The 19,647-nt window shown below is 67.1% G+C and carries 20 protein-coding genes; 7 read left to right on the top strand and 13 right to left on the bottom strand.

The features are described 5' to 3' along the window. The first annotated feature begins 128 nt into the window (after nt 1-128). Both AUL28_RS00540 and AUL28_RS00545 read left to right on the top strand, forming a co-directional pair. Nucleotides 129-590, top strand: a complete 462-nt coding sequence (locus AUL28_RS00540) for an Lrp/AsnC family transcriptional regulator (RefSeq protein WP_058602247.1) — start codon at nt 129-131, stop codon at nt 588-590. Between the two features lie 142 nt (nt 591-732). After that, entirely contained in the window at nt 733-1,698 is a 966-nt protein-coding gene (locus AUL28_RS00545) for a DUF1402 family protein (RefSeq protein WP_062230201.1), read from the top strand. Here AUL28_RS00545 and AUL28_RS00550 read toward each other — a convergent pair whose 3' ends face one another. From AUL28_RS00550 to AUL28_RS00580, 7 genes are all read right to left on the bottom strand, one after another. After that, nucleotides 1,699-2,484 carry a hypothetical protein gene (locus tag AUL28_RS00550; protein ID WP_062230203.1) on the bottom strand — a complete coding sequence of 262 codons (786 nt, stop codon included), beginning with the start codon at nt 2,482-2,484 and terminating at the stop codon, nt 1,699-1,701. A gap of 29 nt (nt 2,485-2,513) precedes the next feature. After that, complete coding sequence (locus AUL28_RS00555) at nt 2,514-5,741, bottom strand: efflux RND transporter permease subunit (protein ID WP_062230205.1); 3,228 nt, start codon at nt 5,739-5,741, stop codon at nt 2,514-2,516. Then, the gene (locus AUL28_RS00560) at nt 5,738-7,438 is read right to left on the bottom strand and encodes an efflux RND transporter periplasmic adaptor subunit (protein WP_062230207.1); all 1,701 of its coding nucleotides are present in this window, start codon (nt 7,436-7,438) and stop codon (nt 5,738-5,740) included. Before AUL28_RS00560 ends, AUL28_RS00555 begins: the two co-directional genes overlap by 4 nt. A gap of 265 nt (nt 7,439-7,703) precedes the next feature. Next, nucleotides 7,704-8,102 carry a helix-turn-helix domain-containing protein gene (locus AUL28_RS00565; RefSeq protein ID WP_058602223.1) on the bottom strand — a complete coding sequence of 133 codons (399 nt, stop codon included), beginning with the start codon at nt 8,100-8,102 and terminating at the stop codon, nt 7,704-7,706. Next, nucleotides 8,099-8,695: a Smr/MutS family protein gene (locus AUL28_RS00570; protein ID WP_062230209.1), complete on the bottom strand. Its 597-nt coding sequence runs from the start codon at nt 8,693-8,695 to the stop codon at nt 8,099-8,101. The genes AUL28_RS00565 and AUL28_RS00570 overlap by 4 nt, the downstream gene beginning before the upstream one ends. Then, nucleotides 8,692-9,780, bottom strand: coding sequence for a murein transglycosylase A (gene mltA, locus AUL28_RS00575; protein WP_062230211.1), 1,089 nt, complete (start codon nt 9,778-9,780; stop codon nt 8,692-8,694). Before mltA ends, AUL28_RS00570 begins: the two co-directional genes overlap by 4 nt. 29 nt (nt 9,781-9,809) lie before the next feature. Beyond that, nucleotides 9,810-10,502: a Tim44/TimA family putative adaptor protein gene (locus tag AUL28_RS00580; protein ID WP_062230214.1), complete on the bottom strand. Its 693-nt coding sequence runs from the start codon at nt 10,500-10,502 to the stop codon at nt 9,810-9,812. Between the two features lie 177 nt (nt 10,503-10,679). Here AUL28_RS00580 and AUL28_RS00585 point away from each other — a divergent pair, with 177 nt between their 5' ends. The 3 genes from AUL28_RS00585 (at nt 10,680) to AUL28_RS00595 (ending at nt 13,033) form a co-directional block, all read left to right on the top strand. Then, a complete protein-coding gene (locus tag AUL28_RS00585; protein ID WP_058635908.1) occupies nt 10,680-11,219 on the top strand; it encodes an FxsA family protein in 540 nt (179 codons plus the stop codon). Nucleotides 11,220-11,370: 151 nt separating this feature from the next. Further along, nucleotides 11,371-11,871, top strand: a complete 501-nt coding sequence (secB, locus tag AUL28_RS00590) for a protein-export chaperone SecB (protein ID WP_058602218.1) — start codon at nt 11,371-11,373, stop codon at nt 11,869-11,871. A 160-nt stretch (nt 11,872-12,031) separates the two neighbouring features. Beyond that, the gene (locus tag AUL28_RS00595; protein WP_244493364.1) at nt 12,032-13,033 is read left to right on the top strand and encodes a GGDEF domain-containing protein; all 1,002 of its coding nucleotides are present in this window, start codon (nt 12,032-12,034) and stop codon (nt 13,031-13,033) included. Nucleotides 13,034-13,058: 25 nt separating this feature from the next. Here AUL28_RS00595 and dnaQ read toward each other — a convergent pair whose 3' ends face one another. From dnaQ to AUL28_RS00620, 5 genes are all read right to left on the bottom strand, one after another. Continuing rightward, the gene (gene dnaQ, locus AUL28_RS00600) at nt 13,059-13,769 is read right to left on the bottom strand and encodes a DNA polymerase III subunit epsilon (RefSeq protein ID WP_062230216.1); all 711 of its coding nucleotides are present in this window, start codon (nt 13,767-13,769) and stop codon (nt 13,059-13,061) included. A 159-nt stretch (nt 13,770-13,928) separates the two neighbouring features. Then, the gene (gene coaE / locus AUL28_RS00605; protein WP_082640142.1) at nt 13,929-14,585 is read right to left on the bottom strand and encodes a dephospho-CoA kinase; all 657 of its coding nucleotides are present in this window, start codon (nt 14,583-14,585) and stop codon (nt 13,929-13,931) included. 7 nt (nt 14,586-14,592) lie between these two features. Continuing rightward, the gene (locus AUL28_RS00610; protein WP_058635910.1) at nt 14,593-15,036 is read right to left on the bottom strand and encodes a hypothetical protein; all 444 of its coding nucleotides are present in this window, start codon (nt 15,034-15,036) and stop codon (nt 14,593-14,595) included. Between the two features lie 134 nt (nt 15,037-15,170). Then, the gene (locus tag AUL28_RS00615; RefSeq protein WP_062230218.1) at nt 15,171-16,010 is read right to left on the bottom strand and encodes a shikimate dehydrogenase; all 840 of its coding nucleotides are present in this window, start codon (nt 16,008-16,010) and stop codon (nt 15,171-15,173) included. Continuing rightward, nucleotides 16,003-16,602, bottom strand: a complete 600-nt coding sequence (locus tag AUL28_RS00620) for a Maf-like protein (protein ID WP_062230219.1) — start codon at nt 16,600-16,602, stop codon at nt 16,003-16,005. The genes AUL28_RS00615 and AUL28_RS00620 overlap by 8 nt, the downstream gene beginning before the upstream one ends. A gap of 701 nt (nt 16,603-17,303) precedes the next feature. Here AUL28_RS00620 and hemE point away from each other — a divergent pair. Beyond that, entirely contained in the window at nt 17,304-18,332 is a 1,029-nt protein-coding gene (gene hemE / locus AUL28_RS00625; RefSeq protein ID WP_062230221.1) for a uroporphyrinogen decarboxylase, read from the top strand. Here the strand turns inward: hemE and AUL28_RS00630 are convergent. Beyond that, the gene (locus AUL28_RS00630) at nt 18,329-18,874 is read right to left on the bottom strand and encodes an AAA family ATPase (protein WP_062230223.1); all 546 of its coding nucleotides are present in this window, start codon (nt 18,872-18,874) and stop codon (nt 18,329-18,331) included. The genes hemE and AUL28_RS00630 overlap by 4 nt on opposite strands. A gap of 234 nt (nt 18,875-19,108) precedes the next feature. Between AUL28_RS00630 and hemJ the strand changes: the two genes are divergently transcribed. Next, the gene (hemJ, locus tag AUL28_RS00635; protein ID WP_062230225.1) at nt 19,109-19,630 is read left to right on the top strand and encodes a protoporphyrinogen oxidase HemJ; all 522 of its coding nucleotides are present in this window, start codon (nt 19,109-19,111) and stop codon (nt 19,628-19,630) included. Nucleotides 19,631-19,647 lie beyond the last annotated feature (17 nt).

The raw sequence follows: 19,647 nt of genomic DNA on the forward strand, positions 1-19,647 counted from the left end.
CGCGAGGCCAGCGAAACCGGGATGCGACTTTACCGCAATCGACGCGGATTCGTGCACTTTTAACGCGCATTTTCGGCAGATAGCGCATCGCTCTTGCACGGCTTCTCCGCTTCGTGCATCCCTGCCCCATGCTGGACGATCGCGACCACCAACTCCTCACCCTGCTTCAGGACGATGCCGACCGTTCGGTGGCCGATCTGGCCGAGCGTCTCGCCCTGTCGCCCTCAGCCTGTTCGCGCCGCATCCAGCGCTTGAAGGACGAAGGCTACATCGCGCGCCGCGTCGCACTGGTGGATCGCAAACGCATCAACCTGCCAACCACGATCTTCGTTCTGGTGAAGACGGCGCGGCATGAGAAAGGCTGGCTGGAGGAGTTCCACGCCGCCGTCGGCGCGATCCCGGAGATCGTCGAGGTGCACCGGCTGACCGGCAGCGTCGATTACATCCTGAAGATCGTGCTGCCCAATGTCGAGCATTACGATACGATCTACAAGCGCCTCGTCGCCAAGGTGAGCCTTGCCGACATGTCGGCCTTCATCTCCATGGAGACGGTGAAATCGCTGACCGCCGTGCCGACGCGCTATGCCTGAGTGTTTCACGTGTGACACGCTTGGCGTTAAAAGAGCTGGGTAATGTTTCGAGCGGCGACGTCTTGATCTAAGACAGCCCGGTCGCCTCACGCTCGCCGCAAACCATGCGGATAGGCAGGCCTGTCCGATCGAAGGTCGATCCATGTCCCGTTTTCTCGCCGCGCTTCTGGCGGGCTTCCTGCTGGCTCACCCCGCTCAGGCGCAGTCCGTCGTCACGGTTCCGCCGGGCAATCGCAACGCCACGCAGCCCGCCATTCCGAGCTTCTCCTATACGCGCACGGCCGCGACGGGCGGCAATTTCGCGTCCAAATATCAGAAGATCCACGACCTTCTCGCGACCAATCGCGACCTTCAGAACAAGATCCGCTCGGCCGCTAAACTTTATGGGATCGACCCGATCCATATCGCCGGCGCGCTGGTCGGCGAGCACACGTTCAATGTGGACGCGCTGGACCGGATTCAGACCTATTACGTCAAGGCCATGTCCTATCTGAACTCCGGCATCGACTTTTCCTACAAGGGGGAGTCGGTGGAAAGCTTCGTGGCGCGGCCCGAGTTCAACCGCTGCCAGCGCGCCAAGGGCGACGAGGCGCTGTGGAGCTGCCGCGAGCAGGTCTTCGAGCAGAGCTTCCGGGGCAAGACAGTGGACGGGCGCTCCTACCCCGACAATCGCTTCGGCGCGGTCTTCTTCCAGCCCTATTATGCCGGGCAGACCTTCGGCCTCGGCCAGATCAACCCGATGACGGCGCTGGCCGTGTCCGATATCGTGCATCGCGTCTCTGGCTATCCCGACATCGAGATGAACCGGGCGGGCGAGGTCTATGCCGCGATCATGGACCCCGACAAGTCGCTTCACTACATGGCGGCGGTGATCCGCTCCTCGATCGACAAGTATCGCGAGATCGCCGGCTTCGACATTTCCAAGAACCCCGGCATCACCGCGACGCTCTACAATGTCGGCGACCCGATCACCCGAGCGCGACGGCTGAAGGCGGAAAATATCCGGCGGCAGGCGAGCGGCCAGCCCGCGCGGATGCCCGAAGAAAACTATTACGGCTGGCTCGTGAACGAGAAGCTGGACGACCTGCGCGCCATCTTCCCGCAATAGTCAGGCCGACCGCAGCGGATGCAGGCGCAGCCGGCCTTCCCGCTCGTGCCGCTCCACCCAGCGCCGCTCGGCTGCCCAGTCATGCCCGTCCCAGCCGGCGAAGCCGAAGCCATAGACATCGATGGTCCACCTCACGCGCCGCAGGCGACTCAACAGCCAGTAGAGCGCCAGAAAGCCCGAACTCGGCACCCCATCCCCGCGCCCGCCCTCGCAGCTTAAAGCCGCGCGGGCGGCGAAGAACAGCGGATCGTTGAAGAGCCAGACCGGCGCGCCGCGCAGGCTCAGCCGCGCGCAGAGTTCGGGCGTCCAGTCATGCTCGCCTCCCGCCCGCTTCTCGGCCAAGGGCGTCGGGCGGCGGCGCTCCTCGATTCCGGGATCAATCGGCAGAAGGAAGCCTTGAGCGTGCCGAACCGCGGCGCGGCGGTGGAAGCTCATATCCTCCAGCCACTCGCGCGTCTGCCCGCCGAAATTCACGAGAACGAGATGGGTGAGCCGGCGCCCCGTCGCGCCGCCGAAGCCCTGTGCATTGTTAAAGCGGATCACCCAGTCCGCCCGGTCCACAGCCGCGCCGATCCGCCCCGCCTCCGGCGCATTGCCGACCACGGCGATGCTGCGCGGCTCTATGGGTGCGGTGCGATCCGGCCCATGGCGAGGCGCGGGTCGGCCGCGGCCGGGGGCGAGCGGCGTGATGTCGTCCAGAAGCCGCCGCGTTTCGAGCGTGCGCGCCGGGCGCGAACCCGGCAGACGTGGAAGGGGCAGGAGTGGGATGGCGGGCATGGCGGGCATGGGGGTGCGTTGAGGCGGCCCTCGCTCCGTCATTCGGCCGGAACCGCCGTGCCGCCTTCGCTCCTAGCCTTTTCCTTATCCTTGCCGCGCGCCCCGAAATGCCAGGGCAGACGCTCGTTCGGATCACGCCGGTCCTTGGCGCGGTTCTTCTCCCGTCCCCAGAACTTGCCGCCCCGCCCTTCGCCCAGCCGCTCGAACAGAGCGAAGAGAGCCGGCACGATGAAGATGCCGATCATGGTCGCGGCCAACATGCCGCCGATCGAGGCGATGCCGATCGCGTTGCGCGAGGCCGCGCCCGCGCCGCTCGCCGTCACCAGCGGCACGAGGCCGAGGATGAAGGCCAGTGCCGTCATCAGGACCGCGCGGAAGCGCTGGCGCGCGCCGGTGATCGCGGCTTCAGTGATTTCCATCCCGTCCAGCTCGCGCCGCTCCTTGGCGAACTCCACGATCAGAATGGCATTCTTGGCGGCCAGGCCGATGAGCATCACCATGCCGATCTGCGAATAGATGTTGGAGGTCTGGCCGAACAGGGCCAGCGCCCCCGCCGCGCCCGCCGCCGCGATGGCGATGGAGAGCATGACGGTCAGCGGCTGGAGCCAGCTTTCATACTGCGCCACCAGGAAGAGATAGGCGAAGACGAAGGCCAAACCGAAGGCGAGATAGGTGACCGAGCCCGCCTGCCGCTCTTGATAGGACGTGCCTGAGAACTGATAGCTGTATCCCGCCGGCAGGGTCTCGCGCGCCACCTCTTCGAGGGCGGTCAGCGCCGCGCCCGAAGAATAGCCCGCAGCCGGCTGACCGGTGATCTGCGGGGCGGTGAAGAGGTTGAAGCGCGGCACGGAATAGGGGCCGAAGGTCGTGTCCACCGAGACGAGCGAGCGCAGCGGCACCATCTCACCACCTGAGTTCTTGGCGTAGAGCTGGCCGATATCGGCCGTCTTGGTGCGCGCGTCGGCTTCGGCCTGAAGGCGGACCTGGAAGATCTGCCCCTGATAGATGAACTGGTTCACATAGGTTTCGCCCATGGCGCCACCGACCGTGTTGTAGATGTCGGAGACGCTGAGGCCGAGCGTTTGCGCGCGGTCGCGGTCGATTTTCATGTAGAGGCGCGGCACGTCGGCCGAGAACGTCGTGCGGGCGGTCTCGATCTCGGGCCGCTCGTTGGCCGCCGCCACGAAGGCGCTGGCGACCTGCGCCACCTCGGCGGGGTCCTGCCCCTGCTGTGCCAGAAGCTCGAAGGTGAAGCCGCCGACCGAGCCGAGGCCGGGGATCGGCGGCGGCGGGAAGGCCGCCACCTGCACACCGGGAATGGCGGCGAAGCGCCCATTGAGTTCCGCCAGAATGGCGAAGAGATCGCGCCGCTCGCCCCAAGGCTTGAGCGTAACGATGCCGAGACCGCCGGAGGAGCGCTGCGAGGACTGGAGCAGCGAATAGCCGGCATTCAGCACATAGGCGTTCACGCCCTCCGTCTGCGAAAGAATGTCCCCGATCTCCAGCATGGCCTCGGTCGTGCGCTGCAGCGAAGCGCCGTCGGGCAGCGACACGTCGAACAGGATCGCGCCCTGATCCTCGTCCGGTAGGAGCGTCGAGGGCAGGTTGACGAAGGAGACGAAGGCGATGGCGAAGCCGAGCGCGAGCACGCCGAGCGCCAAAAGCACGCGGCGCACCAGAAAGCCGACCGAGCGCGCATAGGCATTGCGCGTCTTGTCGAGACCGACATTGAACCAGCGCAGCGGACCCCAGGCGGCGCTGGGCGGGCGCAACATGGCGGCGGTGAGCGCGGGCGTCAGGGTCAGCGCCACGATGGAGGACAGCACCATCGAGACCGACAGCGCGATGCCGAACTGGCGATAGAGCTGGCCGGACAGGCCGGGCAGGAAGGTGGTCGGCAGGAACACGGCGAGCAGCACAAGGGTCGTCGAAACGATCGGCCCGGTGATCTCGCGCATGGCGAGACGCGTCGCCTCCACGCGGTCGATCTTTCGCTCGGTCATGACGCGCTGGACGTTTTCGACCACCAGAATGGCGTCGTCCACCACGAGGCCGATGGCGAGGATCAGCGCCAGAAGCGTGATGACATTGATCGTGAAGCCGATTGCCAAGAGAACGGCGAAGGTGCCGATCAGCGACACGGGGATCGCGAGCGCGGGAATGAGCGTCGAGCGCCAGTCCTGCAGGAAGACGAAGACCACCACCACGATGATCACGGCGGTGATGGCGAGCGTCAGCACGATCTCATGGATCGTCGCATCCACGAATTGCGTGGAATCGTAGATGATCTCGTATTGCAGCCCTTGCGGGAAGGAGGACTGGAGCCGGTCTAGCTCGGCGCGGATGGCGGTGACGGTCTGGAGCGCGTTGGCGCCGGGCGCCTGATTGATCTGGATCGTCTTGCCCGGATTGTCGCGGACATAGGTGTTGACCGCGTAGCTCTCCGAGCCAAGCTCGACCCGCGCCACATCCTTCAGCCGCACAATGGCCCCGGAGGGCTCGGCGCGCACCACGATGTTCTCGAACTGCTCGGGCGTGTTCAACTGGCCTTGCGAGGTGATCGTGTAGACGAGGGCCTGACCGTCCGGCGCGGGCGCGCCGCCGATCTGGCCGGTGGAGGCCGGCAGGTTCTCGGCTGCAATGGCCGCCGTGATGTCGGACGGGGCGATGGAAAGCGCGGCCATGCGGGCCGGATCGGTCCAGACACGCATGGAATAATCGGCATTGCCCAGCACATTGGCGTCGCCGACGCCCTCCACGCGCTGAAGCGAGGTCACCACGTCGGACGAGAGATAGGCGCCGATATCGATAGTCGAAATCTGCCCGCCTTCGGAGAAGAAGGCGACCGCCATCAGGAAGTTGGGCGAGCGCGAGCGCACCGTGACGCCTTGGCGCGTCACCGCTTCGGGAAGCTGCGCGGTGGCGAGCTGCACGCGGTTCGACACGTTGACCTGCGCGATGTCGGGGTCGGTGCCGATGGCGAAGGTGATGGAGAGCGAATAGGTGCCCGAATCCGTCGAGGTCGAAGACATGTAGATCATGTCCTCGACACCGTTGATGGCGCGTTCCAGCGGATCGCCCACGGCCTGCGCCAGCACGGTGGAATCGGCGCCGGGATAGTTGGCGGACACGCTCACCGTCGGCGGCGTGATCTCGGGATATTGCGAAACGGGCAGGACAAGGATCGCCAGGAGACCCGCCAGAACCACGACGATGGAGATGACGCCGGCAAGGCGCGGGCGGCGGATGAAGAGATCGGAGATCATCGGGCGGACGAGCCCGAAGCGGACGAACCCGACGACGCACCGCCCTCGGTCCCGCTGCCGCCACCGGCCGCAGCGCCGTTACCTCCCGCGCCCTCGCCTTCCGTGCCTTGGCCGCCCTCGGACGGCTGGCGCGTCTGGCGGCGGGCCTGCGCTTCCGCCTCGGCCTGTTGCTGCGTCACGGGGCGCACCTTGGTACCCTCCTTGACCTTGGCCGAGCCGCGCAGGATCAGCGTCTCGCCGCCGTTCAGGCCTTTGGTCACGGCGCTCATATTGTCGATCGTGCGGCCGACCTCGATCGGGCGGCGCTCGACGCCATTGTCCGGGGTCACGACGAGCACCGCGCGTCCCTCTCGCGAGAACTGGATCGCGGCCTGCGGCACGACGGGCAGCGTCGGCGGGTTGCGCTCGCTCGCCACCAGCGTCACGTTCTGGTTGGCCAGCAGGAACTCGCCCTGATTGGGAAAGCGGATGCGCGCTTCCACCGTTCCCGTCGTCTGGTTGACGCTGTTGCCGACGAAATCGAAGCGGCCGGGCGGCTCGTAGAGCGCGCCGTTCGGCAGGCGAAGCTGAAGGCGGTAGTCCGTCGCGACCGCCCGGTCGGACGCATTGGCGGTGGCACTCACCGTTTGCGCGCCGTCCGGCAAAGGCGGCGCACCGGCCGCGCCCGTGCCGGCGGCCGTGGCGATGGGCGCTGCGCCCTCGCCGCCCGTGGAGGAGGTCATTTCGGACGAGGCGACCATGTCCTCCCCGCCCGCTGCCGCGTCGCCTTGGTCCTCGCCACTCGCTTGCCCATTGGGCCGGGCGCTCGCCACAGGCGTTTCATCGGCCTGCTGCGGCCCGACGCGCTGCCAGGTGACGAGCTGATCCTCGCCGATCGGGAAGACGCCCCAGATCGGGTTCATCTGGGTGAGAACCGCGAGATCGCCGCTGGTCGCGGAGACGTAATTGCCGCGCGTGATGAGCGGCGCGGACATTTCGCCGTCGATCGCGGCCTCGATGCGCGTGTAGGACAGATTCAGCTGGGCCTGCGTCAGCGAAGCCTGCGCCTGGAGAAGCTGGGCTTCGGCATTTTCCAGATTGGCGGTCGCGTCTTCCAGCGTGGCGCGAGCGGTGACGCCCGAACGCGCCAGTTCGTTCTGCCGGTCGAAATTGCGCTGGGCCTGATTGCGCGTCGCCTGCGCGCCGGAAAGCTGCGCTTCGGCTGCGCGCACGGCCGCCTCGTATTGCGCGGGCTCGATCTGAAACAGGAGATCGCCGCGCTTCACCTGCTGTCCGCCATTGAAGGCGACATCCTGGATATAGCCCTCGACGCGGGCGCGCACGGCCACCTTCTCGATCGGCTGGATCGTGCCGATGAACTCGAACGTGTCGCCCACGGCACGCGTTTCGACGCGCTGGACGATCACGGCGGGCGGCTCGCCCTTCTGGTCACCGCCCTCGCGCTCGGCCTGCCCGCCGCCCTTCTGCTTCTCCTCCTCACCGCCGAACCAGCCGGCCATGAAGCCGGGCAGTTCGACTCGGCCGATCAGCGGCAGCTCGACGCCAGACGCTTTCTCGGCCTCACCCTTTCCGCTTTGCCCCTCCCCGCCCGAGCCTTGCGCCGCAGCCGGACCGGCCAGCGCGAGAGCAAGGGTGACGAGCGCCGGTGCAAGGCGCAGGCGCGCGCGAAGGCTGGATGGGCCAAGAAGATTGCGCATGGAATTGTCCCGACGGAAGTCCGGCCGCCACGGGTCGGCGCGGCCTCGAACATCATGAGGGAGCTAACGGAGCCTCGTCGAACCCGGTTGCATCGCGAGATCGTGATAGGCTGCGACAGGTCGTCCGACCCGGATCGGGTTTGCGGGGAGTGCGTGGCTTTCCCCCAGCATCGCTGAGCAACTCGAGATTCCGCCCCTCGGTCAGGCGAGGTCGACAGCGGAGAGAGCCCGCCGCACATATCACCACGGTTTGCCGATCAGCCTTTCAACGGCGCTGACGCCGCGCCCGCCGCAAGATTTCTGCGCGCGCGGCGGCCTCTTCCAGATGCGCCAGAAGCGCGGAAATATCTTCGGGTGCGAGCGTGCCGATCGTCTCGGCCAGCCGGTTGGCGAGCGTCGTCGCCTCGGGGCTGAGCCCGCCCGTCTCCACCGTCACCTTGGGATGCGACAGGGCGGCGAGGCGCTGAAGCTCTTCGGCATCGTCCCAGATGACGTTGAGATAGCCGATGATGCGCTGGAGAAGATCCCAGCTCGGGCGACCGCGCCGGCCATGTTCCAGCGCCGAGAGATAGGCGGAGGAGACGTTCAGCGCCGCCGCCATCTGGCCCTGCGTGATGCCGCGCTCGCGGCGCAGCTCCCGCAGCTTTTCACCGAAAGGGGTCATTTCCGGCGCACCCGGACATAGAAGGCCCCCTCGCCGCCATGGCCGCGCTCGGCGGGCTCGTAGCCGGCCACGAGCGAGCGGAATTCACCGGTCGCGAACCAGTGCGGCATGGCGCGTTTCAACGTGCCGGTGGAGCCGAAGGACGCGCCGCGCCCTGTGATGACGAGCACATGCCGCAGCCCCCTGACCTGCGCCTGCCGAAGAAAGAACAGGAGAATGCCGTGGGCCGTCGCCTCGGTCTGCCCATGCAGGTCGATGCGATCGTCCAGCGCGATGCGGCCCTTGCCAATCTTGCGCCGGACGGGCCGCTCGATCGGATGCAGTGGTGGCAGGCGCGAGGGAGCCGAGGGCGCGGGGCCGGATGCGGCACTGGGCGGCGCGCTCCAGGCCTGCGGCAGATCCATATCGGCGCGCACGCGGGTTTTGGTGGTGGGTGGCTTAGGATGCACGGGCGGCGGAGGGGGAGGTGGCGCGATCTCCTCCTCCGGCAGGTCGGGCAGGCCCTTGCCTTTGAGCGGCGTTGCGGTGCGCGCGATGGAGACCCAGAGCCGGGCCTCCTCCTGCGACAGGGAGCGGGAGCGGCGCTTCTTCATGGCGCTTCGCCAAGGCTAAGAGGCAGAAAGACGGTCCAGCGCGCGGAATGGCGGATCATCCCGGCGAGCGTACCCGCCGTCTCGCCCGAGCCCGTGAAGAGATCGCCGCGCCCCGCGCCGATGATGGCCGAGCCCGTGTCCTGCGCGATGACGAGCCGGCGAAAGGGCACGCCTTCCGCGATCAGCTCGGGCGCATCCACCAGGATCGGCGTGCCATAGGCGGTGAGCCCGGCATCCACCGCGAGCGAGGCCATGGGGGTCAGCGACACGCCCTGCCCTCCGATTGGCCCGGCCTCGGGGTCCGCGCCCTCGATCTCGCGAAAGAAGATGAACGAGCGGTTGCGGCGCATCAGGGCCGGCGCGCGCTCCGGGTGCGCGGCGAGCCAGCGGCGGATGCCGGCCATATCGGCCTCTTCCAGCGGCAATTCGCCCTCAGCCACCAGCACGCGGCCGATCGCCGTGAAGCGGTGCCCGTTCTTGGCGGCGTAGCCGACGCGCAGGGTGGAGCCGTCCTGCAGCCGCAGCCGGGCCGAGCCCTGCACATGAACGAAGAAGGCGTCCACGGGGTCGGCCAGCCAGACGAGTTCCAACCCCTGCGCCGACAGCCAGCCATCCTCGATCGCCGCGCGGTCGGGATAGGGCACGAGGCGGCCAGAGGCATCCAGCCGCGCGAAGCCCTGCGCATCGTCCAGCCCTTCGGGCAGCGGCTCGGATGGGGGCAAGCGCACGAGATCAGGCGGGGCGCGGTAGAGCGGAACGGGAAAGGCCGGCGAGCGCATGCGCGAGGCGGGAAGCTCGGGCTCGTAATAGCCGGTCAGGAAACCCGGCGCATCGTCCGTAGAGCGCGCCGGGCGGAAGAAGCGCTCGAAGAAGCGCCGGGCCTCGTCAGGGGTTCGGGCGGGATCGCGCAAGGCCGCCTCGGCCGCCGCACGAAACGGCTCCCCCCGCGCGCCGGCCTCTGCGGAGAGAAGCGCGGGAGCGGAGCGTGAAAACGCCAGAAAGGCCGGCGTCGGATCGACAGCCGGCCAGTCGGGCATCGCCTCGAAGGACAGGAGCCGCCAGGGCGGCAGATCGGGAGGAGACATGGCGTCGAAACCTTGAACTGCCGAGGGGTCTACTCCTCGGATTCGGTTTCCACCAGCTTCCAGTTCGGATCGCGCGAGCGCGTGTCGCGGGCAAAGGTCCAGACGTCGCGCACCTCGGCCACCGTCTCGGGGTCGCCGTCCACCACCTCGCCCTTGGGGCCGAGCGTGGCGGAGATGAGCTGAGAGACGATGCGCAGCGTCACGAAGGCCTCGCGGCCCTTCAGCTCGGCCGCGACCACGGTGGCGTTGTCGATGCCCACGAACGAGGACTGCACCCGCTCGCCCTTCGCCTCACGCTCGTTGATCGAGGTTTCGAAGCCTTGATAGACCTCGGGCGAAAGAAGGTTCTTCAGAAGCTTGCGGTCGCCATCGGCAAAGCCCGTCACGACCATTTCATAGGCCGTGCGCGCGCCGTTGAGGAACTGCTCGATGTCGAACGTGGAATCGGCGTCCTGAATCCGGCGCAGACCTTCATTGGCCGGCGTGCCGATCGGCGCAGCCTTGTCGATCGCCTCGTAGCGATTGGCCGGCTCTTCGGCCGGGACGCGGCGCGAGGGAAGCGTCACGACATTGCCCTCGGGCCGCCCCACGGCATTGTCGTTGGTGCGGGAGTAAGGGTCGTAGGGCGGGCGCTCATGGCCCGTACGACGGCCGAGCACGCTGCGGAGCTGATACAGCACCACGGCCGCCACCACGATGAAAAAGATCGTCCCGAAACCCATGAAGCCGGATCTACCCTGCAAGAAGACTTGATCGACTCAGCATATAGAGACACCGGGCCGTGCATTCAAATTCACGAAAACGCGTCTTATGTGTTCTCCTGTCCAGCGGGCCGCCGAAGCTCGGGAATGATCCCGGCAAACGGCACCCGCTTTTCGAGGAGGAGAGTTCGACCCGCCATGCCGCTGATCCTTGTTCCGGTCATCCTACTGGCCTTGCCGCTTCTGGAGATCGGCACCTTCATCTGGGTCGGCAGCCATATCGGCATCGGCTGGACCCTGCTTCTGGTGATCCTGTCCGTGGTGGTGGGCGCTGGCCTTCTGAAGCGCCAGACGCTTTCGACGCTGCGCGCCGCGCAGGCCGAAGCGCGGGCCGGCCGCCTGCCCGAGCGCGAGATCGTGCATGGCGCGATGATCACGCTGGCCGGCATCCTTCTGATCATCCCCGGCTTCCTGTCCGACATCGTGGGCCTCGCGCTCTTCCTGCCGCCGGTGCGCGATCTCGTCTGGCGCGCCCTGCGCCGGCGCATCACCGTCACCACCGCGCCGGGCTATGGCGCCCGCCCGCCCGTGCGCCCGCATGTGGTGGACCTGACGGATGGCGAGTTCGCCCGCCGCGCCGACGGCTCCAGCCCCTGGATTCAGCTGGAGCGCGACGCGCCCTTCCGCCGCCCCAACGGACCGGACGGCAAGCCCGACGACAAGCCGACGCTGCACTGAGCGGACCCGGCTCCCGCTGTTCGAGACGAAGCGGAAAGGGGCGGATCACCGCCCCTTCTTGTTTTCGCACCCGGCGCCGTGGTAGCGCAGCCCCCATCCGCTGCGCCGGAGTCAACGGCGTTTCTTCTCCAGTCAACTCCGCAAGGACCTCATGTCCGAGACCCATCAGAACGGCGTCAACGGCGCCGAGCCGCAGCAGGAGGCCCCGAGCCTCAACATCCTGGCGCAGTACATCAAGGACCTGTCCTTCGAGAGCCCGCAGGCACCCGGCGTCCTACGCGCGCAGCCCCGCGCCCCCGGCATCAATATCGGCGTCAATGTCGGCGCGGTCCCCGTGCAGGACGGCGACAACGAGTATGACGTCAAGCTCACGCTGAACGCCCAGGCCGGCGAAGGCGCCGAGACATTGTTTCACGTGGAACTTCAGTATGGCGGCGTGTTCCGTCTGGCTGGCTTCCCGCAGGAGCACATGCTGCCGGTTCTCTTCATCGAGTGCCCGCGTCTTCTCTTCCCCTTCGCGCGCCAGATCATCGCCGATGTCACGCGCAATGCCGGCTTCCCGCCGCTGATGATCGACCCGATCGACTTCGCCGCGCTCTTCACGCAGCGCATGGCCGAAGAGCGCGCCCGCTCGCAGGTCCAGACGGTCTGATCGCCATCGCTTGACCCGATTGGAAAGGCGCCCCGGTGACACCACCGGCGGCGCCTTTTTCATACACGTTTCACGTGTCGAAAAAGTCGGGATTCCGCTTCCCTTCCCTTGCGTAGCCACCTAGTGAAGATCAATCTAACCCATGGGCGGAGAGGGTCGATTGTCCCGTCTGAACGTTGTGATGATGGAGTCCCCCGATCGCCAAGGCGATCGCACCGGCTTGGCTGACGACGGGGCCGCCCGCCTGGACGCCTCGGCCGAACGCTCGGCGCTCGCGCTTTATTCGATCAATGCCTTGGCCGACATGGTGATCTGGGCCGATCCCGATGGGCGCTACGTCTTCGTCAACGAGGCGGCGACACGGCTTCTCGGCTATAGCGCGGAAGAGTTCTCGCAGCTGCGGGTCTGCGATGTCGATCCCGATGTGGACGAGGCCTATTGGTATCGCCATTGGGAGGAGCTGAAGCGGGTCGGCGTCATCAAGATCGAGAGCACCAACACCAACAAGTCGGGCCAGGCCGTTCCGATCGAGATCACGGCGCATTATGTCCGCTTCGGCGGTCGGGAGTATAATTGCGCCATCGTGCGCGACATTTCCGAGCGCAAGATGACCGAAGCGCGGATGGAAGCCCTGCACCAGGAAATCTACCGGCTCAGCATCACGGACGGGCTGACCGAGATTTCCAATCGCCGCCATTTCGATATGGTCCTGGCGAAGGAGGTTCAGCGCCACGCGCAGTCGGGCGAGCCGCTTTCGCTGATCCTGCTCGACGTCGATCACTTCAAGGCCTTCAACGATTATCACGGCCATATCGCGGGGGACGACTGCCTGCGCCAGGTCGCCCAGGCGATCGACGCCGCGATGCGAAAGCCGGTCGATCTGGCGGCGCGCTATGGTGGCGAGGAATTCGTCTGCATCCTGCCTTGCACGCCGCCGGAGGAGGCCCGCGACATCGCCGAGGCGATCCGAACGGCCATCGCCGCGCTCGCCATTCCCCACGACCTGTCGCCGGAAGCGGGGATCGTCACGGCGAGTCTCGGCGTCGTCACCGCGATCGGTGGCCCCAGCATCTCGGCGCAGAGCCTTCTGTCCTGCGCCGACGCGCTTCTCTACGGCGCCAAGCTGGCGGGGCGAAACCGCGTGGAAGCGGACGAACTCTAGAAACCGCGCCTCGAGCCCTTTCGCCTCAGCCCTCCACGACGGGCGGCAGATGCGCGGTCCACGCCGCGCCCTCGCCGAGCGAGGCAATGAAGCGGCGATGGGCCTCGTCTTCGGCCGCCGACAGGCGCGGCGGCAGGGGCACCGGGCGCTTGGCGGCACAGTGGACGATCTCCACGCCCCGGTCGTTCAGCCCGTCATTGTCCATGTCGAGCCGCAGCGCCGACTGCCGGCCGCCGATCAGCTCGATATAGACCTGCGCCAGAAGCTCGGAGTCGACGAGAGCGCCGTGCTTGTCGCGCTTGGTCGTGTCGATGGAAAAGCGCGAGCAAAGCGCATCCAGCGTCGCGGGGGCCATCGGAAACTTGCGCCGCGCCATGGGCAGCGTGTCGATCACGAGGCCGGGCGGAATGGCGGGGCGGCCGACACGGGCCAGTTCGGCATTGAGGAAGCGAATGTCGAAGGCCGCGTTATGCGCGATCAGCGCCGCGCCCTCGAAGAACTCGGCGAACTCGTCCACGATCTCGGCGAAGACCGGCTTGTCCTTCAGAAAATCGTCGGAAATGCCGTGAATGTCGAAGGCGGCGGGATCGACCTTGCGAGCGTCCGGGCGAATGAACTTGTGAAACTCACGGCCCGTCGGAATGTGGTTCCAAAGTTCGATGCCGCCGATTTCGATGACGCGGTCCTGCTCGAAGTCGAGGCCGGTGGTTTCCGTGTCGAAGACGATCTCGCGCATGGAGGTTCCTTGAAGGCTATCTGGCAACGCGCCGACGAAGGGGCCGGCGAGGGATCTTTTAGGCCCGCTGGGGAGCAAACGCAGCCGATGCCGGCGGCATCGACAGGGCTGGCCAGAAGCGGGGCGGACAAGACCTGCCGGGCCGCCCCGGCCAGATGGTCAGAGAGGTTCCGACCGTCTGTCCTGCCCCTTCATCTCGGCCGATCGGCGCGCCGGCGCAAGGGGGTCTTTGGCCGTCTCCCGCAACTGGGCGAGGATCGCATCCACCTCGGCTTCGGCCTCGGCCATACCCTTGCCGGTGTCGATCACGAAATCGGCGCGTCGGCGCTTCTCGGTGTCCGGCATCTGCTTGGCGAGGATCGCCTCGAAGCGCGCCTCGCTCATGCCGGGCCGGGCCAGAACCCGCGCGCGCTGGATCTCGGCCGGGGCGCTCACCACCACGACCAGGTCCACCCGCGCCTCGCCGCCCGTTTCGAACAGGAGGGGAATGTCAAGGACAGCGACGGATGCGCCCGATGCCCGCGCCTCCTCCACGAAGCGCGCTTCTTCCTCGCGCACCAAGGGGTGCACGATCGCCTCCAGATCGCGCAGCGCGGCTGCATCGTTCAGAACGGCCGACGACAAACGGATACGGTCCACCGTGCCGCCGGGCGCGGTGCCGGGAAAGCGCGCCTCCACCAGCGGGGCGGCGCGTCCGGCATAGAGGCGATGCACCGTCTCGTCGGCGGAATGAACGGGGCAGCCGCGCGCGGCGAACATCGCCGCCGTGGTGCTCTTGCCCATGCCGATGGAGCCGGTCAGCCCGAGGAGGATCAAGCTGACATCACTCCGTCACGGCGAGCGCGATCCGCCAAGCCGTGCCGGTCTCGTCGCGCACCAAAGCGTAGCGGCAGCGAAATTCCAGCGCCGCCTCGCCGTCGTCACGCTCCTGCCGCCAGTCGAGCACCGCGAAGGCCGCGCCGTCGTCGCCGGCCGCTTCGACGATGTCGAAGCGCGACTGGACGATCTCCTCGCGCTCGAACACGGCGAGCAGCGCATCGACATTCTCGGCCAGCTCTTCCTCGTCGTTGAAGACATTGCCACGCCCGGACTGCCAGATCGTCACCGGAAACTGGAAACAGGCGAGGATCGCCTCGGCGTCGAAATCGTCGAACCCGGCCGCATAGGCTTCGAACAGGCTCTCGATGGCCGCTTCCGCATCCGAGATTTCGGTCTCGATGTCGGAGATGTCGCCCTGGTCGGCAAAGGCGGTACTACGATTGTCCATAATGTGGACCCTCCCCAACGCGCTGGAACTCGTGAGCATCGCCCCCAAAGATGGACGCAGGCTTTCGAAGCGTCGAAGCGGGGCGAAAACGCGCCCGCATCGTTACGAAAATCCGGCGTCGGGCCATGCCCGGTTCAGCGTGCGGCCTCGATATCGGCGAGAAGCGCCTGACGCAGTTCTTCCGACACGCTCGGCCGCCGGCCGAACCACCGCTCGAACCCCGGTACCGCCTGATGCAGCAGCATGCCAAGGCCATCGGCTGTCCGATGCCCGCGCTGCCGCGCCGCCCTGAGGATCGGGGTTTCGAGCGGCACATAGACAATGTCGGTCACCAGCGCGGCTTGTGCAAGAGCCGAGAGGTCCGGCTCGGCTTCGCCCGCGCCCCAAGGCCGCGTGTTGACCACAAGATCGGCGCCCGCCAGCCACGCCGCCTCGCGCTCGGCTCCAGCGCCGCCTTCGACCTCCAGGCCGGGCCGCGCGAAACTGCCCGCCAGCGCCTCGGCTCGCTCGGGCGTGCGGTTGACGATGCGAATGCGCCCGATGCCGGCCTCGGCCAGCGCATGAACCACGGCGCGCGCCGCGCCGCCCGCGCCGAGCACCAGCGCCTCCTCGGCGTCCCGCCAGCCGGGCAGGCGCTCGTCCAGATTGGCGGCAAAGCCATAGGCGTCCGTGTTGCCGCCGACGAGTTGGCCCCCCTCGAACCAGACCGTGTTGACCGCGCCGATCGCCTCGGCCGCACCGTCGCGGCGGGCCACGCCCGCAAAGGCGGCTTCCTTGTGCGGGATGGTGACATTGCCGCCGATGAAGCCGGCTTCGCTGAGGTTAGCGAGGAAGGCCGGAAAGGCGGCGGGCTCCACCGCGATGCGCTCATAGGAGCCGGCAAGCCCCAGCTCGCGCAGCCATGTGCCATGGATCAGCGGCGAGCGCGAATGATGAATCGGCCAACCCGTGACGAAGGCTTTGGGTTCAACCATCGACCAGCCCCCGGCGGCGCAGCTCGGCCACGAGAGGCAGAACGGGCAGGCCGATGATGGTGAAGAAGTCGCCCTCGATGCGCTCCATCAGCTGAATGCCCTGGCGCTCCACCTGATAGGAGCCGACGCTGGAGAGGGCGGCATCGCCGACCTCGGCCAGATAGCGGCCGATAAAGGCGGGCGAGAGGTCGCGCAGGGTGATGCGCGCCTGATCGACATGGCGCCAGAGCGTTTCGCCGTCCTGCACCAGCGCCACCGCGCTCGACAGGACATGGGTGCGCCCGGACAGTTTCAGGAGCGCGCGGCGCGCGCCTTCCATGTCGGCAGGCTTGTGGAAGCGTTCGTCGCCGAGCGACAGGGTCTGGTCCGCGCCGATCACCAGCGCGCCGGGATGGCGCTCCGAGACATCGGCCGCCTTGGCCTCGGCGAGGATCAGAGCGACGTCCTCGGGCGTGGCGCCGCTTTCGGTCAGCGGCGCTTCCAGCGCGCGCTCGTCCAGCGTCGAGGGATCGACGGCAAAGTCGATCCCGGCATTTTGCAGAAGCTCGCGTCGGTGCACGCTGCCCGAGGCCAGGACGATCGGCTTGCCCATGCGGCTCGTTTCCCGTTGAAATCTGGACGCTTCCTAGAGTCGGAACACGCCCGAGAACAAGAGCTGTTCTACCGGCCCCGTCATCGCTCCGTCACCGTGACGCGGAGATGACGCGCCGGGGATCCATTGTGGTTAAGAATCGTTCATCATGACGAGACGGACTCCGATCGGCTTTCGGAGCAAGGTCACGGGCCCGATATGACCGGGATTCTCGCCCCACTGTGAGCAACCGGGGACAAGCTTGGGTAAGCGAAACGAGCCCACAGAGGGGGTCGGGAAAACCCCTGTTTCATCCACAGAGGAAGGCCGCTAACGCCTTGTGGAACGGGGCTTGTGAAAAACGGGGGGAAACTCCCGGCCCGCCACCTCCAAGCGTTGGAATCCTTGAGGGAATCCGACCCTGCGCAAACGCCTGGGCCAAGGCGCAAAACCGCGCCGTTTGCGGGGCTCTGTGAATTACCAGTATCCACCGACTCATAGAATCAGAATCCTTTTCTATAAGACTTTCTTTGTTGGAAGAGCGGGCTGGGGATCTGCGATCCCGCCCGCCTTTCGCATCGGAAAAAGCGAAGCGAGGAAGCCCCTGCCCTTCGGGCGGGGCTGGACGAAGCGCCCGTTCCCCGCCATGTCCGGGGCTGAACCACGACCCCACAGCGCCAAGGCTCGACGGCCTTCGCGACGAGCCTTCTGGAAAGCTCCTCATGGAACAGCGAAAGCTTCTGCGCGTCCTCGCCGGCGAGACCGTCTTCCCTCCCCCGGTCTGGCTCATGAGGCAGGCCGGTCGCTATCTTCCGGAATATCGCGAGGTCCGGGCGAAGGCGGGCAGCTTTCTCGATCTCTGCTACAATCCCGAACTCGCAACCGAAGTGACGCTTCAGCCGATCCGCCGCTTCGGCTTCGACGCCTCGATTCTCTTTTCGGACATTCTGGTGATCCCCGACGCCCTGAAGCGCAACGTGCGCTTCGTTCAGGGAGAGGGACCGATGATGGACCCGATCGCGCCCCATGAGATCGCGGGTCTCGACCCCAGCCATGCCGACACGCATCTCGCCCCGGTGATCGCGACGGTCGCGCGCATTCGCGCCGCGCTGCCCGAAGAGACGGCGCTGATCGGCTTTTGCGGCGCGCCCTGGACGGTCGCGACCTATATGATCGCCGGCCATGGCACGCCGACGCAGGCCCCCGCGCGCTTGTTCGGCTACGAGCACCCCGAGGCGATGGACGAGCTTCTCCTGCTGCTGGCCGAGATGAGCGCCGACTATCTCGCCCGCCAGCTCCAGGCCGGTGCGGACTGCGTGCAGATTTTCGACAGCTGGTCGGGCGTTCTGGACGAGGCAAGCTTCGAGCGCTTTGCCGTCGCCCCGGTGCGCTATCTCGTGCAGCGCCTGCGCGCCATGGTACCGGGAGCCCGGATCATCGGCTTTCCCAAGGGGGCCGGTGCTTTCCTCGACACCTACCGCGAGAAGACCGGCGTCGATGCGCTCGGCCTCGACTGGGGCGTGCCCTTCGAACAGGCGCGCCGGCTTCAAAAGGGCGGCGCCGTGCAGGGCAATCTCGACCCGCTGCGGCTGATCGCCGGCGGCCGGGCGCTGGAGGACGGCGTCAACGCCATCCTCGATCAACTGGGCGATGGCCCTCTTGTCTTCAATCTGGGCCATGGGATCACGCCGGACGCTCCGATCACCCATGTGGAGCATCTCATGCGCCTCGTGCGTCAGCGGGCTTCCTAGAGCCTCATCCGCTCCCGCAGGAAACGAACGCGCTTAGGCACCGGCGCGAGCGGCAGGTCCGTGACCTCGTAGCCGAGCCCTTGGTAAGTCCAGCGCATGACTCGGGCGGTCTCGGCGGCCTCCGCTGCGTCCTGCCGCCGCTCGGCGTCGCCGGCATAGATCTCCGGCCAGAAGGGCGCGAGGAAGACCGGGTTCGTGTAGCGCAGGCGACGCGCGGCTCGGGCGAGATCATCCGGCACGGGCAGGCCGCAGAGCGCGAGATAGCCGAGCACGTCCGGCAGGCCCCGGTCGAAGATCGTGACGCCGCCTGCCCTGCACGCGGCCGCGTGGGCGGCTTCGTCCCGCGCCGCCATGGCCTTCGCATAGGCCGCGCGGTCGCCCCAAGGGAGAGCCGAGCCGCCGCGCGCCATTTCCTGACGGATCACGGCCCGCCCGCTCTCGGGCGCGGTGCGGAAGCCCTCTTGGGCCATGGCTTCGATCAAGCTCGTCTTGCCGCCGCCGGGGCCGCCGGTCAGCACGATGAAAGCGTCATGGGGATTCATGGATGATCTCCGATGTTGGTGAGGGAAGCCGAAGACCGCTCTTGCGAGCGGGCCTGCGGTCTTGGATCGCGGGCGGTCGCCTTGCCGCGCGGCGTGGTTCTCGATTAGAGCCGTTCGAAAGCCGGACCTGGGATCGGCTTGGAGCTCAGGGCGGCGCATCCGGTCCGTCAGGCTTCGATCCCCATGGTCCGATGCCGAGGCGATCCCGCTTCGGCTGGCGAAGGGAGACGCATCATGGCCACAGCCGCGCCTGCGAAAGATCGCTCGGTTCTCGTATCGCTGGGGGTGGGGGCCGTTCTGGCCGCGCTGCTCTTCGCAATCGTGCCGGTGGACGCCATGCTCTGGGTCAAGGCCCTGCACGTGGTCGCCGTCATCTCGTGGATGGTCGGCATGTTCTACCTGCCGCGCCTGTTCGTCTACCACACCGAGGCGGGCGTCGGCAGCCCCCAAGCCGAGACCTTCAAGGTGATGGAGCGCCGCCTGATGCGCGCCATCGTCAACCCCGCCATGGTGGTGACTTGGGTGTCCGGCCTTTGGCTGGCGATCGAGGTCTATCACTTCCAGGGCGGCTGGCTGCACGCCAAACTCACGCTGGTGGTTCTGATGAGCGGGCTGCACGGCTATTTCTCGGCCGCGCGCAAGAAGCTGGAGCGGGACGAGATGACCAAGACCAGCCGCCACTGGCGCCTCATGAACGAGGTGCCGACGCTGCTCCTCATCGCCATCGTCATTCTGGTGATCGTCAAGCCCTTCTGATCGAAGGATCGCCATCG

Origin of the sequence: Aureimonas sp. N4, from assembly GCF_001463925.1 — a bacterium.
Classification (GTDB): Bacteria; Pseudomonadota; Alphaproteobacteria; order Rhizobiales; family Rhizobiaceae; genus Aureimonas; species Aureimonas ureilytica_A.

Bases quoted from the DNA above. Each gene is read 5' to 3' on its own strand.
- hemJ (WP_062230225.1), top strand. From the start codon at position 19,109: ATGGCCACAGCCGCGCCTGCGAAAGATCGCTCGGTTCTCGTATCGCTG.
- AUL28_RS00610 (WP_058635910.1), bottom strand. From the start codon at position 15,036: ATGGACAATCGTAGTACCGCCTTTGCCGACCAGGGCGACATCTCCGAC.
- AUL28_RS00615 (WP_062230218.1), bottom strand. From the start codon at position 16,010: ATGGTTGAACCCAAAGCCTTCGTCACGGGTTGGCCGATTCATCATTCG.
- AUL28_RS00630 (WP_062230223.1), bottom strand. From the start codon at position 18,874: ATGAATCCCCATGACGCTTTCATCGTGCTGACCGGCGGCCCCGGCGGC.
- AUL28_RS00555 (WP_062230205.1), bottom strand. From the start codon at position 5,741: ATGATCTCCGATCTCTTCATCCGCCGCCCGCGCCTTGCCGGCGTCATC.
- AUL28_RS00560 (WP_062230207.1), bottom strand. From the start codon at position 7,438: ATGCGCAATCTTCTTGGCCCATCCAGCCTTCGCGCGCGCCTGCGCCTT.
- AUL28_RS00550 (WP_062230203.1), bottom strand. From the start codon at position 2,484: ATGCCCGCCATGCCCGCCATCCCACTCCTGCCCCTTCCACGTCTGCCG.
- AUL28_RS00620 (WP_062230219.1), bottom strand. From the start codon at position 16,602: ATGGGCAAGCCGATCGTCCTGGCCTCGGGCAGCGTGCACCGACGCGAG.
- AUL28_RS00565 (WP_058602223.1), bottom strand. From the start codon at position 8,102: ATGACCCCTTTCGGTGAAAAGCTGCGGGAGCTGCGCCGCGAGCGCGGC.
- AUL28_RS00540 (WP_058602247.1), top strand. From the start codon at position 129: ATGCTGGACGATCGCGACCACCAACTCCTCACCCTGCTTCAGGACGAT.
- AUL28_RS00545 (WP_062230201.1), top strand. From the start codon at position 733: ATGTCCCGTTTTCTCGCCGCGCTTCTGGCGGGCTTCCTGCTGGCTCAC.
- AUL28_RS00570 (WP_062230209.1), bottom strand. From the start codon at position 8,695: ATGAAGAAGCGCCGCTCCCGCTCCCTGTCGCAGGAGGAGGCCCGGCTC.
- hemE (WP_062230221.1), top strand. From the start codon at position 17,304: ATGGAACAGCGAAAGCTTCTGCGCGTCCTCGCCGGCGAGACCGTCTTC.
- secB (WP_058602218.1), top strand. From the start codon at position 11,371: ATGTCCGAGACCCATCAGAACGGCGTCAACGGCGCCGAGCCGCAGCAG.
- AUL28_RS00580 (WP_062230214.1), bottom strand. From the start codon at position 10,502: ATGGGTTTCGGGACGATCTTTTTCATCGTGGTGGCGGCCGTGGTGCTG.
- mltA (WP_062230211.1), bottom strand. From the start codon at position 9,780: ATGTCTCCTCCCGATCTGCCGCCCTGGCGGCTCCTGTCCTTCGAGGCG.
- dnaQ (WP_062230216.1), bottom strand. From the start codon at position 13,769: ATGCGCGAGATCGTCTTCGACACGGAAACCACCGGCCTCGACTTCGAG.
- AUL28_RS00585 (WP_058635908.1), top strand. From the start codon at position 10,680: ATGCCGCTGATCCTTGTTCCGGTCATCCTACTGGCCTTGCCGCTTCTG.